This is a genomic window from Bradyrhizobium neotropicale, from assembly GCF_001641695.1.
In the GTDB taxonomy this organism is placed as follows: Bacteria; Pseudomonadota; Alphaproteobacteria; order Rhizobiales; family Xanthobacteraceae; genus Bradyrhizobium; species Bradyrhizobium neotropicale.
The window spans coordinates 55594-71189 of the sequence record NZ_LSEF01000008.1 but is presented as its reverse complement, the minus strand read 5'-3'; the positions used below and the strand labels follow the sequence as shown (position 1 = coordinate 71189).

General features: G+C 62.7%; 11 protein-coding genes. 4 read left to right on the top strand and 7 right to left on the bottom strand.

What is annotated here, in order from left to right; translation table 11 throughout:
- Positions 1-75: 75 nt before the first annotated feature.
- Both AXW67_RS01080 and AXW67_RS01075 read left to right on the top strand, forming a co-directional pair.
- Positions 76-1812, top strand: coding sequence for a type I secretion system permease/ATPase (locus AXW67_RS01080; RefSeq protein WP_063676097.1), 1737 nt, complete (start codon positions 76-78; stop codon positions 1810-1812).
- A gap of 50 nt (positions 1813-1862) precedes the next feature.
- A complete protein-coding gene (locus tag AXW67_RS01075; RefSeq protein ID WP_245315339.1) occupies positions 1863-3281 on the top strand; it encodes an HlyD family type I secretion periplasmic adaptor subunit in 1419 nt (472 codons plus the stop codon).
- 6 nt (positions 3282-3287) lie between these two features.
- On the opposite strand, the gene AXW67_RS01070 is transcribed toward AXW67_RS01075, so the two are convergent.
- The 7 genes from AXW67_RS01070 to AXW67_RS01040 all read right to left on the bottom strand — a co-directional run bounded on the left by AXW67_RS01070 (position 3288) and on the right by AXW67_RS01040 (position 10805).
- Positions 3288-4124 carry a response regulator transcription factor gene (locus AXW67_RS01070; RefSeq protein ID WP_245315337.1) on the bottom strand — a complete coding sequence of 279 codons (837 nt, stop codon included), beginning with the start codon at positions 4122-4124 and terminating at the stop codon, positions 3288-3290.
- 164 nt (positions 4125-4288) lie between these two features.
- Positions 4289-4873 (bottom strand): hypothetical protein, encoded by a 585-nt coding sequence (locus AXW67_RS43575; protein WP_245315335.1) that lies wholly within the window; start codon positions 4871-4873, stop codon positions 4289-4291.
- A gap of 209 nt (positions 4874-5082) precedes the next feature.
- Positions 5083-5928, bottom strand: a complete 846-nt coding sequence (locus tag AXW67_RS01060) for a hypothetical protein (RefSeq protein WP_063675947.1) — start codon at positions 5926-5928, stop codon at positions 5083-5085.
- A 200-nt stretch (positions 5929-6128) separates the two neighbouring features.
- Complete coding sequence (locus tag AXW67_RS01055) at positions 6129-6698, bottom strand: tetratricopeptide repeat protein (RefSeq protein WP_082907714.1); 570 nt, start codon at positions 6696-6698, stop codon at positions 6129-6131.
- Positions 6699-6750: 52 nt separating this feature from the next.
- Positions 6751-8349 carry a tetratricopeptide repeat protein gene (locus AXW67_RS01050; RefSeq protein ID WP_082907713.1) on the bottom strand — a complete coding sequence of 533 codons (1599 nt, stop codon included), beginning with the start codon at positions 8347-8349 and terminating at the stop codon, positions 6751-6753.
- 385 nt (positions 8350-8734) lie between these two features.
- On the bottom strand, positions 8735-10129 hold the full coding sequence (locus AXW67_RS01045; protein WP_063675943.1) for a sensor histidine kinase: 1395 nt from the start codon (positions 10127-10129) through the stop codon (positions 8735-8737).
- 1 nt (position 10130) lies between these two features.
- Positions 10131-10805 carry a response regulator transcription factor gene (locus AXW67_RS01040; protein ID WP_063675941.1) on the bottom strand — a complete coding sequence of 225 codons (675 nt, stop codon included), beginning with the start codon at positions 10803-10805 and terminating at the stop codon, positions 10131-10133.
- 268 nt (positions 10806-11073) lie between these two features.
- Between AXW67_RS01040 and AXW67_RS01035 the strand changes: the two genes are divergently transcribed.
- The gene (locus AXW67_RS01035) at positions 11074-12279 is read left to right on the top strand and encodes an efflux RND transporter periplasmic adaptor subunit (RefSeq protein WP_145927339.1); all 1206 of its coding nucleotides are present in this window, start codon (positions 11074-11076) and stop codon (positions 12277-12279) included.
- A 45-nt stretch (positions 12280-12324) separates the two neighbouring features.
- Positions 12325-15576, top strand: coding sequence for an efflux RND transporter permease subunit (locus AXW67_RS01030; RefSeq protein WP_063675939.1), 3252 nt, complete (start codon positions 12325-12327; stop codon positions 15574-15576).
- The last annotated feature ends 20 nt before the right edge of the window (positions 15577-15596 follow it).

The following is a 15596-nucleotide window of genomic DNA, read 5'->3' as shown; positions in this document are numbered from 1 at the left end:
CCCGCCGATGCCCTCGCCGGATTGCATTGGCCGCCGGGCAAGTGCGCCGGACCTCGATTTCAGGCGGTGACGATCATGCTGATGCCGCCCTCTCGATTACCCATCCTGCCGCAAGTCCGGACGCCGCTGCACGCGGCCCTGTGGTCCTGCGCGGGACCGCTCGGTCTCGTATTCGCGTATAGTTGCAGCTACAACCTGCTGCTGTTTGCGCCGTCCATCTACCTTCTTCAGATCTACGACAGGGTTTTGTCGAGCCGGAGCGGCGACACGCTGCTCCTGCTCACGCTCATTGTCGCGGTCACGGTCGTGGTCGGCGGCGTATTCGATGCATTGCGACGTGCCGTCCTGGGGCGCCTTGGCTCCTGGCTCGACGATCGGCTTCGTCCTTGCGTGCTTTCGGCCAGCCTCGAATCCGCGCTTCGCAGCGACTGGACGCGGGCGTCGGACGCCTATCGGGATCTCACGGTCCTGCGCCAGTTCGTGGAGTCCGGCGCATGTCCGATGCTGTTCGACGCGCTCTGGGCGCCCCTGTTCCTCCTTGTCCTTTTTCTGATCCATCCCCTGCTTGGCGTCGTGGGCGCCTGCTGCGTGGCCCTCCTGTTCGCTCTCACGGTTGCCGGAGACCTGGTGACCGAGGACGTCCTGCTCAAATCCAGCGCCGCACTGTCCAGGAGCTACGGCCGTCTTCAGGCCGCCGCCGGCAACATCCACATGATCCGCGCCATGGGCATGTTCGATAGCGCTGCGCGCACGATCTACCACGACGCGCAGGACGCGCGCAGGGAGCACGATGAGGCTCTCAGGCGAGGCGAGATCGTCATGCTGGCCACCAAACCGGTCCGCGCGCTGTCGCAAGTCCTGATCATGGGAGCAGCCGCGTGGCTCGTCCTCGATCACGGGAAAAGTCCGGCGATCATCTTTGCATCTACGCTGATGTTCAGCCGGGCGCTCGCGCCAGTCGAGAGTGCAGTCGCAGGCTGGAAATCACTCGTGACGGCCGTCAGTGCCTGTCAGCGGCTCGGCGCTCTTCTCGCTGCGTTCCCCGCCACCGAGCAGCAGGATATGGAGATCGTGCCGCAACAAGCGCGGAGCGGTCTCGTCGTTGACAACGTTGGCGTCAAGCTACCGGGACCCAACAATTTTCTATTGAAAGAAGTCTCGTTCAGCCTCGCGCCCGGAGAATGCCTTGGCATTATCGGTCCGTCCGGGTCTGGCAAGTCCTTGCTTGGCCAAGTGATCGCGGGGCTGTCGAGCCCGACGCATGGCGGCGTCCGCCTCGACGATACCGACGTCTCGCTGCTTCGCGAGCAACGAAGCGGCCACCGTCTCGGATATCTTCCCCAGGACATCAATCTGCTCGGCGACACCATAAACGACATCATCGCACGGCTCGATGATGCCGATCGGCGGAAGGTCGTCGATGCGGCCAAGCTCGTCGGAATCCATGATGCGATCATGCGTCTGCCGCTCGGATACGACACGGTGGTCCACAGTGAAAAATCATTCTCGCGCGGATATCGGCAGCGTCTCGGTCTGGCCCGGGCCTTTTTCGACAGTCCGCGTCTCGTTGTTCTCGACGAGCCGAACGCCAGCCTCGACTACGGAGGCGAGCGAATGCTGCTGGATGCCATCGAGCGCATGAAGCGCGCAAACGTCGTCCTGGTCGTCGTCACTCACCGGATGGGTCTCCTCGCAGCGACGGACAAGATTGCCATCATGGAAGGCGGTGCGCTCGTCGCGTTCGGCGAAAGCGAGGAAATCTTTGAACGACACCTGGCTCGGCCTCAGGTCACGTCGCAGGTTGCGCCATGATCTGGAATTTTCCCACAAACTGGAAGCTTCCCGCGGTCTCGCGACTTCCCATGATCTGGGACCAGATCGCGCGAACGCCCGTACGCCCCCGGCTCGCGGGCCGACTTGGAGGCGTTGTTACCGCAATCGACGATTTCGAGCCTCTCGAATTTCCATGGTGCTCGGCCCCCACGCCGGTCTCTCCACGCGCCGGGCTTCGCGGTATCACCCTCGCGGGCAATCTGCTCGTGCTCGGCTTCATGCTGGGGCTTGGCACATGGGCGAGCCTCGCCCCTCTCGAGAGCGCAGCAATCGCGTCCGGCGTCGTCGAACCGGAATCGAACCGCAAGACAATTCAGCACCTGGAAGGCGGTATCGTCAGGAAAATCCTGGTTTCCGACGGCGATGTCGTGCGAAGCGGACAAACGCTGATCGAGCTGGACGACACCCGCGCCGGTTCGGAGGTGCAAAGCCTTCAGGGCCAGTTATGGGATGCAACTGCTCGTGCCGCGCGGCTTCAGGCAGAGCAGCAGAGATTTGAGAGGATCGCGGTCCCGAGCACGCTGGAGCAGGACAGCCAACAAAATGGGGTGGCGGCTGCTGCGGTATCGGCGCAGCAGTTCATTTTCCAGGCACGCCGGCAGGTTCACGAGTCGCAACTCGCGGTCATTCGCGAACGGAGGCATCAGGTCGAGAAGGAGATCGAAGGTCTCAAGGCGCAGGAGAGCGCCACCGGGCAGCGAAGCGACATCGTCCGCGAAGAGCTCGATATGGTCACGACCCTCGTCAACAAGGGACTCGAACGACGGCCACGCCTCCTGAATCTGCAGCGTGAACTGGCCGACGTTGAGGGGCGCCGCGGCGAGATCGCGGCGCAGATTTCCCGCGCCGCGCAGGTCATCAACGAGTCGCAGGCGAATTCGTTCAAGCTCGAGAGCGAGAGGCAGAGCGAGATCGCACAGTCGCTTCGCGAAGCACAGAGCCAGATATTCCAGCTCCGCGAACGGCTGCTTGCGGCCAGGGATCAACTATCCCGAACGGAGGTCAAGGCGCCCGAGGACGGCGTGATAACTGACCTGCGGATTCATACGACCGGCGGCGTCATCGGGGCTGGTGCCCCGCTCATGGACCTGGTACCCCGGCAAGACCGCCTGATCGTGACCGCGCGCCTGAGGCCCGAGGACATCGACGTGGTTCATCCCGGCCTCAATGCCGAGGTGCATCTCGTACCGTACAATCAGCGTCGCGTACCGCGCCTGAAGGGAACCGTCGTGCACGTATCCGCAGACCGGCTTCTCGACAAGCGTACCGACCAACCATATTACGCGACAAAGATCCGGATCGACGACGCGCAGATCGCCGCAAACGACATCCAGATCCTCCCCGGCATGCCGGTTCAAGTGTTCATCACGACAGGGCGCGGTACCGTCGCACTTTACGCGCTCAGGCCCCTGCTCGACAGCTTCCGCGGCGCATTCCGGGAGGATTGATCCCGTTCAGCGTGACCAGGTCTCCGGCGTCGGGGCTGAGCCCGGATCGTGATCGCGGCTCTGCGCGGGCAACCGGCCGCGCCAGCGGAGGACCGCTTCCGTGCGATTGTGGGCAGCACATTTCCTCATGATGTGCTGAATGTGCATTTTGACGGTGCTTTCCGAGAGGTTCAATTTGGCCGCGATCAGCTTGTTGGGCAGACCGAGCTCCAATTCCGCCAGAACGTGCTGCTCTCGAGGCGTGAGATCGGTCACGCTCCTGTCGATGGCGGCCCTGGCTCCCTCGTTCGTCAGATATGCGGACGCGAGCCCACGCGCATCGGGCGGCTCGAAACCCGGCATCCTGCTTGCTCCAGGGACGGGCAACGGCCTGTAGACGCCGCCGACAAGAACGAGACGCAGGCCGGCTATGACGACCTCGATCGGCAGCGAGGTGGGGAGAAAGCCGCGCACGCCCCGCTGCATCGCGGCCTGCGCGGTCGGCTCGTCGTCATGGTTCGACAGGATTGCAACGGCGGCGTTGGGACAGCACTCAGCGACGAAGGCGAGATCATCCTCAACCAAAGGATCGCCGATGAGCTTGTCCGCAATACTCAGCAGCACAAGACGCACATCGCGAGTTGAGATGCTGTCCAGGCTCTGGACTGTTGCCATGTCGAGGATCTCGAACTCGGCCAACTCCCGCCTGAGGACGTTCAGGATACATGTGCGGGGCAACAGGAGCGGCTCGACGATCACCAGCGCCGGCAAGTGAAGCGATCCATTGAGCCGTTTTGAGGAGTTGGTTATGTCGTCCATGATTTCCCCGAGATGAAAAGAATTTCTGCGACATTCCCATTCCATATTGCGTCTCCTGCTGCGGCATTCGGCCTGAATGCATCATCACGAGATCGACGCAGCGCCAGTCAGGATCGTATCCACTGCGGGACCGCCTGGAGCCTGGGTGGAAATTCTTTCCGCTCAAATCATTTGGGCGCGTGCCACGCCGTGGCGCGGTCGACGCTTTCCTAATTGCAGATATTTCGATACGCGGTTGACGCCGCCGACCCCGACTTGCCATCGACGACGTATGCTTCATCCTCCTTCACGAGATACAGAAATGGTCGCTCTCCGATCTCGCCGCCCGACGCGCTCCTTCCTTTCACGCGCCCGCAGATCGTATCCACGGGGCGCCCAAACACGTTCAAGCGCATTGCGCGCTTCATATCGCTGAATTCGGCCGATCCTGCGTCCTCCATCTTCGCTGCGATCGTGACCCTTGCCTTGTCCAGGACAGGGTCTGATCTTTCCGCCGGGCGCTCGGGCGCCGCGACGCTGATCCTCGTGCGCGGGGCCGCCGCCTTGGCGAGATTGGTCGATCCGCGTTTCTTCGGGGAAGACCTCTTGCCGGACTTTGCGGGGGTTGCAGAATTCAATTTGACGATCGCAGGGGTCGGCGCCAATGCCGCCGGCGTTGGCTCGACAGGTCGGGCGACTGCAACACTGTCGAAACAGGGGCGTGACGCACACCCGAGGAAATACCCTCGGGACGGCGCGAACCAGCCAAAGCCGATCAGGACTCCTGCCAGCACTCCAACAAAAAGCAGTCCCATCCGATTCCCCTCCCCGGGAGCTCGGCTCGCACTTGTAACTAGGACTAATTCCGCGCTGGTGATCTATCTGTTGCGCAAAACCGTTAAGCGCCCATTAAGCGCGCGGGGCGCGGCATGTGCCGGGAAGGATGCCCGCAAGGTGAATCATTGCGGCTGCTCAACTTGTCCGAGATTTCCGCAAGGAGTCGTGACACGTTCCGCCGGGAGGATCATAGCTGCGGTCCGGATAACCCCGGTTCGCGCTCCGCTCGGAAGAGATTGCTATAAAGGTTTGCTATCCACTGCCGCCCGCTCGTGGTGATATTGAGATAGCGTATGGCGTTCTGAATTTGCGGGGCGACATTGTTCCAATAGAACTGCGGGTACTTGTAAACGACGTCGGCAGGCGTTTCGTAGCCGAGCTTCCTGTTCAACCCGATTTCCTCAAACTCGTAGAACAGCGCATTCGATTTTCTCAGGTAATTGGGATCACCAAGCTGACCGATAAGATCGGCAGCCCGCAGCAACATACCTTCCTCTTCGATCAATTCGTCGTTCGAAGAAGGCGTATAGGGAAAGCGCGTAAATTCTATGGCTCGGACAATTCGACTTGCATCGACCTCTTCGACAGAGTCGAGGCGCTCGGAGACGAACAGCTTCGATCGGTCCACATGATAGGGTGCGAGCGCGGCGTCCGACGCCCCTCTCGGAAGACGAATTGTTTGGCCGGTCAAATCTGCGACATAGGAGTCTTCGCTATCTCCTTGAACGATCCCGCGCACGTATCCGATATCGTGGGTAAGGCAGGCGAGGATGAAATTTGCGTAATCCACGGCTGTTGTCGGCCGCGACAACATTCGCCCCATTAGGATGTCGTGCCCCGCAAGAGTAACAAGCATAGTGTGCTCTATGTCATGATACAGAGCGTCGCTGTTACCGATGCATTCCAATGTAAGTCTGGCGGCAAACGGAAGGACTTCGGTCAACCGGGCATGCGAGGAACCAAACCTGTCTCGCGTATCGGACGTTAGAAACGACGATAAAGTCTGAGCCAGCAGTTCTGGAATCGTGATCATCTGAACACCCGCCCACTGTTGTTGGAGCAGAGCAACCGCGCGCCGTCGCCAATCCAAAGAATCGGTCCCCGACTTCTGTTCGGAACGCTTGACCTAGATCAAAGGTCGGCTCGGGTCGCCATAGGGCGGCCGTCCGGTCCAGGCCCCCTCGTTCGTCACATAGGTCAATTCGATCGCGGCCCCAATCCAGGCAGGGTCGATCAGCGCGCGGCCAACCTCCTGTACGCCGCAATTGCTCGCTTGAGATCGCCATACTCGTCGCAAGGAATGAGGCAGAGATTTTCAAGCGCGGCGAGGAGTTGCTCGGCTTTCTCCGGCTCGCCAAGGACCAAATAGGCTTCACCGAGATGCGCGTGCGCTCCACGGTGGCGGGGGTTCAGGATCAGCGCCTGCTGATAATGGCCGATGGCCGGACCTAGCTGACGCAGCCGTCGATAGGCATAGCCGATATAGTTCTGGGTGTCGGCATTAAGGGGATCGCGCAACGCGGCGAGCTCGAACGCCGCGATCGCTCCGTTCCAATCCTCTGCTGCGAGCGCCTTCTTGCCTGCCTTGAAATCGGGATCGAGCTGCACCCAATCGGCATCCACCGCGACCGACGTCATTGTGGTGCAGATCGGCCAGGCCTCGGACCTGATTGCCGTCCCGGCTTTACCGTCAAACCCGTCAAATGGCGGTTTGGTCCACCATTCTGGCGGGCTTTCCGTGTAAGCCGCAACACCGGCAACCACCCCCCCGAGCGCTGCAGCCACTATGATTGCGCGGACCATCGCTGTTATCTCGGCATCGAGGCCGTCAGGTAACTTGCCGACGACCGATAAATCATTGTTTTGCACTGCCTACAGTGGCCGTTTGCAGGAATGTTTTGGCGTCGCGGACTTCCTTTCGCTCCGTATCCGCGTTCCTGGTCAGCTCGACCAGCTTGCTGAAGTACTGGTCCGCCTTCTGGCGGTCGCCGGCGAGATCTGCGGCACGGCCGGCTCCCCAGAACGCGCGAAAGCGATTGGGGGTTTGCTTCAGCGCGGTCTCGTACTCGTTCAGAGCGGCTGCAGGCTGCCCTGCCTCGAGCAGCAATTCGGCCAACAATTCGCGGAACGGGAATAGGCGATTCTCCATCGCCACGTGCTTGAGGCTGCCGTCTTCGCGGTCGGCGGCCGCCCGCATGAAACGCAGTGCCTTATCTGCATCGCCTTCCTTCACTGCCACCCAGGCTGAAACGGCAAGCATCTGCTCGTCGGTACGGTCGGCCCAGTAGGATTGATCGGCCCCCTGCAGCGTTGCGCGCAATCCCTTCATTGCTTCGATCTCTTCCCTGGCACCGGCGAGATCGCCGGTACGCGCCATGCCGAGACCGCGCGTAAAACGAATCAAGGAGTCCGCCATTGGATATTTGGTGGGCGTCATCGGCAACGCCGCGGCGCCGGCCCAGTCGCCCCGCTCCAAGACATAGCGCGCTGGCATAGCGGCCTTGGCGGTGAAGTTGACGAAGTTGATCGGTCGATCACCGCGATCGGCCGTGGCAAGCGACTTTTTGATCATCGCATCGGCTTTGACGTCCTGCGCGAGTTGCAGATGCGCATAGACGGTAAAGTCTGCCGCGTGATAGTAGTCCGGCTGGATCTCGAGCGCCGAAGCGTTCGAGGCGATCGATTCCTCCCAAAGCCCGACCATGGAATAGATGTGCGATGGCATGTGCCGCGCGTGTGGTACGGCAGGAGCAATGCCGGCATAGCGCCGAGCGGACGCAACGCCCTTTTCGGCGAGGGGCGCAAAGTCGTAGGCATGAATGAGGTAATGCGTCACGCCTGGATGTTGCGGGTTCTGTTCAAACAGCTTTTCCAGAAGGGCCGCAGATTTGAGCTGGTTGGCGTAGGAGAGATCGTTCTTCGGTGCCGAAGCCTGTAACGTCAGCGCATAATATGCCTGCACCTCATAGTCGTCAGGATAGCTTTGCGCCATCCGCTCCATGGCGGCATTGTAGGCCGCCAGACGAGCATCCACTGCAACATTGTCATGGTCCCGGAAGTACGCGGCCAGCGCCTCGATCCAATCGCGCTCACGCGGCGTCTTCGGCCCGACAGCGCGGGCTTTTTCCAGTGCCTCCCAGGCCGCCTGGGCCTCCGCTCGCGTCGGCGTGGTTGCCAGCGTATTGCCGAGAAGATCCATCGCAACACCCCAATAAGCCATGGCGCACTTGGGATCCTGCTGCAGTATCGCTTCGAACTTCCGGCGGGCGATCAAGAACCAATACGAATGCAGCATCGCGACACCGCGATCAAACTCGGCCTGCACGTTGGGATCGCAGGACGTAGGAAAGGTCACGTTACCGAGCTTTTGGTCCTGCTGCCCGAATGCGCCGCTTGCCAGGGCTGCAGTTATCAGGCCGCTCGCCAACACCATTCGCGCCGACTGTATGCTCATCACAATCCCTCCTCTCCAGGATAGTGGCGCGCGAACTTGCACCACGACCGCTGCGCCTGGCGCCTGTTCGGGATATTCCTGATTGCTGCTGTGCAGTTGCGTAGCGAAAATGCGGCCGAAGGCTTCCCAAAGCGCGACAATCGCGCTCGCACAACCAGTTATTGTGCTTGTTTGCTGACACTCTCGCTATAACCAAACCAATGCAATCGCCCAACGTCGAATTGCCAGGTCGCGATTGGCAACTATTCCACTTCTGGTGTCCCTAAAACAGCAGGAAGACTTCCGTACTTGGCTTCCGCGATCAATCCTGCTGTCGCCTTCGGCTGCGGGCAATTACGATGAAACCGCGGCAGGGTTGCAAGTGGAGAAAGACCCCCAAGCCGACTTAGCTTTTTGCGAAGCCTCCCTGTCCCACAAGGGAAGAAGGAGGAGAGGCGAGCTTCTCAGCCAGCCTGAAGCGCAGCGTGAACTCGGCGCCGCCGCCGGGGAGGTTTTCGACCGCGATCGTCGCGGCGTGATCGTCGGCAACGGCGCGCACGATCGATAGGCCAAGGCCCGCACCGTCCGTGCGCTGGCGGTCGGCACGCCAGAAACGCTGGAAGATCAGCTCACGCTCCTCCTCCGCGACACCGGGACCGCAATCGCGCACCCGCACCGAGCCGTCGTCGCCTACCTCGACATCGACGGACGTATCCTTCGCGGTGAACTTGATGGCGTTTTCGGCGAGGTTAAAGATCGCCCGCTGCAGCATGACCGCATTGCCGTGGATCATCACCGGCGCCTCGGTACCCTTCAACGCGATGTCCTTGTGCTGGGAAAGCGCGAATGGCGCGATCGCGGCGATCACCTCGGCGCAGACGGCACGCAAATCCGCGGTCTCGCCGGGATCGATCACCAGCGTATCGAGCTCGGCGATCTCGAGGAGCTGAGCCACGATCCGGCTCATGCTTTCGATGTCGGCGTGCAGCGCCTGGCTCACCGCGCCATCGCCGAGCGTGTCGATCCGCGTGCGAAGGATCGCCAGCGGCGTGCGCAATTGGTGCGCGGCGTCGGCCGTGAACTGCCGCTGCACGCGAAACCCATCATCGAGACGGTCGAGCGCCTGGTTGACGGCGGTGACCAGCGGCATGATTTCGCGCGGAATCTGCTCGGTCGGCAGGCGGATATCGGTACGAGACGGGCCGATATTGCTCGCCTCCTCCGAGGCCTTCCACAGCGGCGCGACCGCGCGGCGGAAGATGATGATGTCGGTGGCGAGCAGGACCAAGAGGATCGGGATGGTGATCCATCCGACGCGGCGAAAGAAGTTCGAGATGATGTCGTCGATGATGACGTCGCGATGCGCCAGATCCTCGGCGACCCGGATGCGGACGGTCTTGCCGCCGATGGTCCGGCTGACGCCCGCGCCGGAAATGGTCTCGGACAGCGGCGGTGCCGGTGTGCCCGGGCGCCGATGCGAGGAGAACAGCAAGCGGCCGTCGGCATCGCGGATGTCGTACTGATAGCGGCCATAAGCGTCCGAATAGAGGCCCCTGAGACTGTCCGGTAGATTGAACGTCAACGTGCCGTCCGGCTGCACGGCGATGCGCTCCGCCAGCACCTCGGCCTGGGCACGCATCGCCTCGCGATGCAGCTGGTCGACCTCCGAGTTGAGCAGCCAGAACAGCACCAATGGCAGGAAGATCGCAACCACCGCGACCGCGACGATGTGCAGGAACACGATGCGCCAGATCAGCGACTTGAACGTCGGCGATCTCGCAATGGCCCCGGCCGTCGCCACGCTACTTTTCCTCGGCCATCAGATAGCCGACGCCGCGGATGGTGTGGATCACGACCTTGGCGCCGTGCTCGGCGAGCTGCTTGCGCAGCCGCGAGACGTAGACCTCGACCGCATTGGAGGCAACCTCGCCCTCGAGCCCGAAGATGTGGTCCTCGACATTCTTCTTCGGCACCACCCGCCCCTGCCGGCGGAGCAGGATCTCGAGCACCGAGGTCTCGCGCGCGGAGATGATCCGCGGCTGGTCGTCGACGAAGATCTGGCGGCTCTCGGTGTCGTAGACGAGGTTGGCGAGGCGCAGCGAGCGGCCGAGCAACTGGCCCGGGCGGCGCAGGATCGCCTCCAGCCGCGCCACCAGCTCCTCCATCGCGAACGGTTTTGCGAGATAATCGTCGGCGCCGCTGCGCAGGCCGTTGACGCGGTCCTGCAGTCCGCCGCGCGCGGTCAGCACCAGGATGGGCAGCGGATCCATCTGCCGGCGCAGCTCGCGCAGCACCGACAGGCCGTCGCCGTCGGGCAGTCCGAGGTCGAGGATCATCGCGGCATAGCTGACATTGTGCACCGCCTCGCGCGCCTCCGCGGCGCTGCTCACGATGTCGCTCTCATAGCCCGCCGCCGACAGCCCGCTCGCGACGAGCCGCGATAGCTCGGCATTGTCCTCGACGATCAGCAGGCGCATGCGTTGAACCCGACGCTCCGGTATTCCCGAATCCTGCGGCCCACGCCGCAACAGACGATGTCTCCCATCATTCGGCGGCCACGGCCAGCAAAAAAACCGCTCTCCGGACCGAAGCCGAGATGCGCAGGCTCCGTAAGGTGAGCGTCAGCGTCGACTGCTAACAGGGTTCCGCTCCTGCCATGACGGTTGCATCGCCCCTGCCCCCCGGCGCGGCGGTGGCCGGGTCGTGGGCGGACGCTGCCGAAGCCATTACAAGAGGACACGAGCGATGACGGCATTTCGTGTCAAGCATGCGGGCCTTGCGGCGAGCATTGCTGCGGCGGCGGTGCTTGCCGCCGGCGCGTGGCTGTTGACGCGCACAAGCGAGGTGAGACCGGCCAAGGCCGACCAGCCGGACGCGAAGAGCGAGGTCGATGTCGCGCAACAGACAGTCGATATCACCGAGAAGCAGGCCGACGGCTTCAAGATCCTGCCGGCCGAGCCCCGCAGTTTCCGCGTGATGAAGAACGCGGTCGGGTCGATCGACTTCAACCAGAATATGCTGGTTCAGGCATTTACGACCAACCCGGGCAGGATCGTCGATACGATCCTCAACGTCGGCGATACCGTCACCAAGGGGCAGACCCTGTTCACGATCGACAGTCCCGACCTCCTCCAGGCCGAATCCACCCTGCTCGCGGCAGCCGGTGTGCTGGAACTGCAAACCCGGACGCTCAATCGCGTGAAGCAGCTTCTGAAAACCGGCGGCGGCGCGCAAAAGGACGTCGATCAGGCGACCTCGGACCAGCAGACCGCCGAAGGCAATTACAAGGCCGCCCGCGACGCCGTACGCATCTTCGGCAAGACCGAGGAGGAGGTCGACCGAATTCTCGCGGACCGGAAGGTCGATTCGATCCTGCGCGTGCCGAGCCCGATCTCGGGCCAGATCGTGGCCCGAAGCGCAGCTCCCGGCCTCTACGTCCAGCCCGGGAACGCGCCGGCGCCTTATACGCTGGCCAACCTCTCCACCATGTGGATGGTCGCGAACGTCATCGAGACCGACGCCCCCGCCTATCGGCTCGGACAGCCCGTGGCCGTCACCGTTCCGGCGTATCCCAACGACGTGTTCCGCGGCTACGTGACAACGCTCGGACTGAACATCGATCCGAACACGCACCGCCAGCTCGTTCGCTCCGTGATCGACGATCCCGACCACAAGCTCCGCGCCGGCATGCTCGCAACCTTCTCCATCGAGATCGAAGGCCCGAGAACGTCGGTTGCGATCCCGTCGGACGCCATCGTCCGCGAAGGTGACGGCTCAATGACGGTATGGGTGACCACCGATCGTCGCCGTTTCAAGAGGCGCGCGGTGAAGGTCGGGCTGGGACAGAACGGATGGCGTCAAATCCTGGACGGGCTCAATCCAGGAGAGCTGGTGGCCTCGACCGGCGCGATCTTCCTCAGCAACAAGTTTGCCATCGCGGTCACGGGCTGAACCTGGCACCCATCATTCTTCTTCGCTCAGTGCAAGTGTACGGTTTTGATCAAGAGCATCCTCCAGTTTGGCCTGACCCGCAGCGCGATCATCGTGCTCGGCCTCGTCGTGTTCTGCGCCGCGGGAATTGCGGCCTTCAGCAAGCTGAACATCGAGGCCTATCCCAACCCGGCGCCGGTGATCCTGGAAATCACCGCGCAGGCTCCGGGGCTTTCGGCCGAGGAGATGGAGAAATACTACACGATCCCGATGGAGGTCGGTCTCTATCCGACGCCCGGCGTCGTCAACATCCGCTCAACCTCGTTCTATGGCCTGTCCTTCGTCCGCGTCACCTTCCGCTACGGCGTTGACTACTACTTCGCACTGACGCAGGCCGCCAACAGCATCCAGCAGAACATCACGCTGCCCGGCAACCTCGTGCCGACCATCCAGCAGTCGAGCCTGGTCGGAGAGATCTATCGTTACCAGCTCGTCGGCCCGCCGAATTTCGGCCTGACCAATCTGCGCACCTTGCAAGACTACGTCGTCACCCGGCGGCTGATGACAATTCCGGGCGTGGTGCAGATCAATGCCTGGGGCGGCACCACCAAGCAGTTCAACGTCGACGCCGACCTCTCCAAGCTCGAGGCCTACAACATCACCGTGCCGCAGCTCGTCACCGCGCTGGGCAATTCCAACGCCAATGTCGGCGGCCGCGAGATCGCGATCGGGCAGCAGTCGGTCAACATTCGCGGGATCGGCCAGATCGATTCCGGCGGGGCTGACGACGTCACCAAGGGCTACAGGGTCCAGGACATCGAGAACATCGTCCTCACCCAGCAGAACGGGCTTCCGATCCAGATCAAGGATGTTGCCAAGGTCTCGATCGGCTACGTGCCGCGGCTCGGCATCGCCGGCAAGGACAAGGAGGACGACATCGCGGCTGCCATCGTCGTGATGGGGCGGACCCAGCACACCAACGACATCATTCCGAGGGTGCAGGACGAGGTCGCCAAGATCAACAGCGACGGCACGCTGCCGCCAGGCGTCAGGATCGTGCCCTATTACGACCGCAGCGCGCTGGTCGGGGTCACAACGCACACGGTGCTGCACAACCTCGTGTTCGGTTGTCTCCTGGTGTTCGTGATCCAGTGGGTTTTCCTCGGCAATCTGCGCAGTGCGCTGATCGTCGCCGCCAACATCCCGTTCGCGCTGTTCTTCGCCATCATCATCCTGGTGCTCCAGGGAGAGGACGCCAACCTCTTGTCGCTCGGCGCGGTCGATTTCGGCATCATTGTCGATTCCGCCGTCATCATCATGGAGAACATCTTCCGCAATTTCCAATCGAGCCCGGAGAGCCGCGCTCGCGTATTGCAGAACCTGGCGGAAGGTTATTGGGGACCGGACCCCACCTCGTCCAGCCACGGCCAGCCCGCAGCCGCCCGCTGGACCGAGCGACTGCGGATGATCTTCGTCAGTGCGCTCCAGGTCGACAAGGCCGTGTTCTTCACCGCTGCGATCACCGTGACCGCCTTCGTGCCGCTGTTCACGATGCAGGGCGTCGAGGGCCAGATCTTCGGGCCGATGGCGCGCACCTACGGTTACGCCCTCGCCGGCGCACTGCTGGCCACCTTCACGGTGACGCCGGTGCTCGCCTCGCTGCTGCTGCCCGAGCACATCGAGGAGACGGAGACCGTGATCGTGCGCGGACTGCGCAAGGTCTACACGCCAGTGCTGCGCTGGGCCCTGAGCCGCGTCAGGCTTGCGGTGACCGCGGGCGCCATCTTCCTCGCCCTCTCGGCACTCGCGGCAAGCCGGCTCGGCAGCGAATTTCTCCCGGCGCTCGAGGAAGGCAATTTCTGGATCCGCGCCGCGATGCCGCCGACGATCTCGCTCGATGCCGGCACCGAAGCGACGCGCAAGATGCGCGACATCCTGTTGCGCCACCCCGAGATCATCACCGTCGTCTCGCAGCACGGCCGGCCGGACAATGGCAGCGACGCCTCGCCGTTTTCCAACGTCGAGCTGTTCGCGCCGATCAAGCCGTTCGACGAATGGCCGCCCGGTCTGACCAAGGAGAAACTGACCGAGGAGCTCCAGAAGGAGTTTGACGAGGAGCTGCCCGGGATCACCTTCAATTTCTCCCAATACATCCAGGACAATGTCGAGGAAGCGCTGTCCGGCGTGAAGGGCGCCAATTCGGTCAAGATCATCGGTCCCAACCTCGACGTGCTGGAGCAGACCGCGACCAAGGTGATGGACGTGATGCGGGATGTCCAGGGCGTTGCCGATCTCGGCATCTTTCATCTGGTTGGCCAACCCAACCTCAATATCAAGGTCAATCGCGAGAAGACGGCCCGCTACGGCCTGAACACCGGCGACGTCACCACCGTGGTTCAGGCGGCGCTCGGCGGCAGCGTCGCCACCAACGTGCTGGAAGGCGATCGTACCTTCGGCGTCGCGGTGCGCCTCGATCCAAAATTTCGGCAGAGCATCGACGAGGTGCGCAACATCAAGGTCGCCTACCAGACGCCGTCCGGCACCAATGCCTATATTCCCCTGAGCGAACTCGCCGACATATCGCTCGATACCGGCGCGCTGTTCATCTATCGCGAGAAGAGCCAGCGCTACATTCCGATCAAGTTCAGCGTGCGCGGCCGCGATCTCGGCTCCACGGTTGCAGAGGCGCAGGCGCGCGTTGCCGAGGCAGTGCAGCTTCCGACCGGCTATCGCATCATCTGGTCCGGCGAGTTCGACAATCTGGAAGCGGCGAAGGCACGGCTAATGGTCGTGGTGCCGATCACGCTGCTCCTGATCTTCGTGCTGCTCTACAGCCTGTTCAACTCCGTGCGCGACAGCCTGCTGGCGCTCGCCGGCATTCCCTTCGCGGTCGGCGGCGGGCTGATCGCGCTCTATCTCGCCGGGCTCGACTTCAGCATCTCCGCCGCGATCGGATTCATCTCGCTGTTCGGCGTCGCGGTAATGGACGGCATCCTCAACATCACCTACTTCCGCGAGCTGCGCGCCTCCGGCATGGGCATCGCGGAGGCCGTATTCAGCGGCGCCGAGCAGCGCATGCGGCCGATGCTGATGACCGCGCTCTCCGCCGGCGTCGGCCTGTTTCCCGCGGCACTGTCGCACGGCATCGGCAGCCAGGTGCAGCGGCCGCTCGCCACCGTCGTGGTTGGCGGCATGTTCATCGGCCCGCTGCTGCTGCTCGTGGTGGCGCCGGCGCTGCGCAAGATATTCCTGTCGCGCGAGAGAGTTGCGCCGCACGAGGACGGTGCTGCCGCCTCGCCGCCCGAAGTGGCCCATTAGGAAGGCGGGTGAATGCGTAG

Bases quoted from the DNA above. Each gene is read 5' to 3' on its own strand.
- AXW67_RS01080 (WP_063676097.1), top strand. From the start codon at position 76: ATGCTGATGCCGCCCTCTCGATTACCCATCCTGCCGCAAGTCCGGACG.
- AXW67_RS01075 (WP_245315339.1), top strand. From the start codon at position 1,863: ATGATCTGGGACCAGATCGCGCGAACGCCCGTACGCCCCCGGCTCGCG.
- AXW67_RS01070 (WP_245315337.1), bottom strand. From the start codon at position 4,124: ATGGAATGGGAATGTCGCAGAAATTCTTTTCATCTCGGGGAAATCATG.
- AXW67_RS43575 (WP_245315335.1), bottom strand. From the start codon at position 4,873: ATGGGACTGCTTTTTGTTGGAGTGCTGGCAGGAGTCCTGATCGGCTTT.
- AXW67_RS01060 (WP_063675947.1), bottom strand. From the start codon at position 5,928: ATGATCACGATTCCAGAACTGCTGGCTCAGACTTTATCGTCGTTTCTA.
- AXW67_RS01055 (WP_082907714.1), bottom strand. From the start codon at position 6,698: ATGGTCCGCGCAATCATAGTGGCTGCAGCGCTCGGGGGGGTGGTTGCC.
- AXW67_RS01050 (WP_082907713.1), bottom strand. From the start codon at position 8,349: ATGAGCATACAGTCGGCGCGAATGGTGTTGGCGAGCGGCCTGATAACT.
- AXW67_RS01040 (WP_063675941.1), bottom strand. From the start codon at position 10,805: ATGCGCCTGCTGATCGTCGAGGACAATGCCGAGCTATCGCGGCTCGTC.
- AXW67_RS01035 (WP_145927339.1), top strand. From the start codon at position 11,074: ATGACGGCATTTCGTGTCAAGCATGCGGGCCTTGCGGCGAGCATTGCT.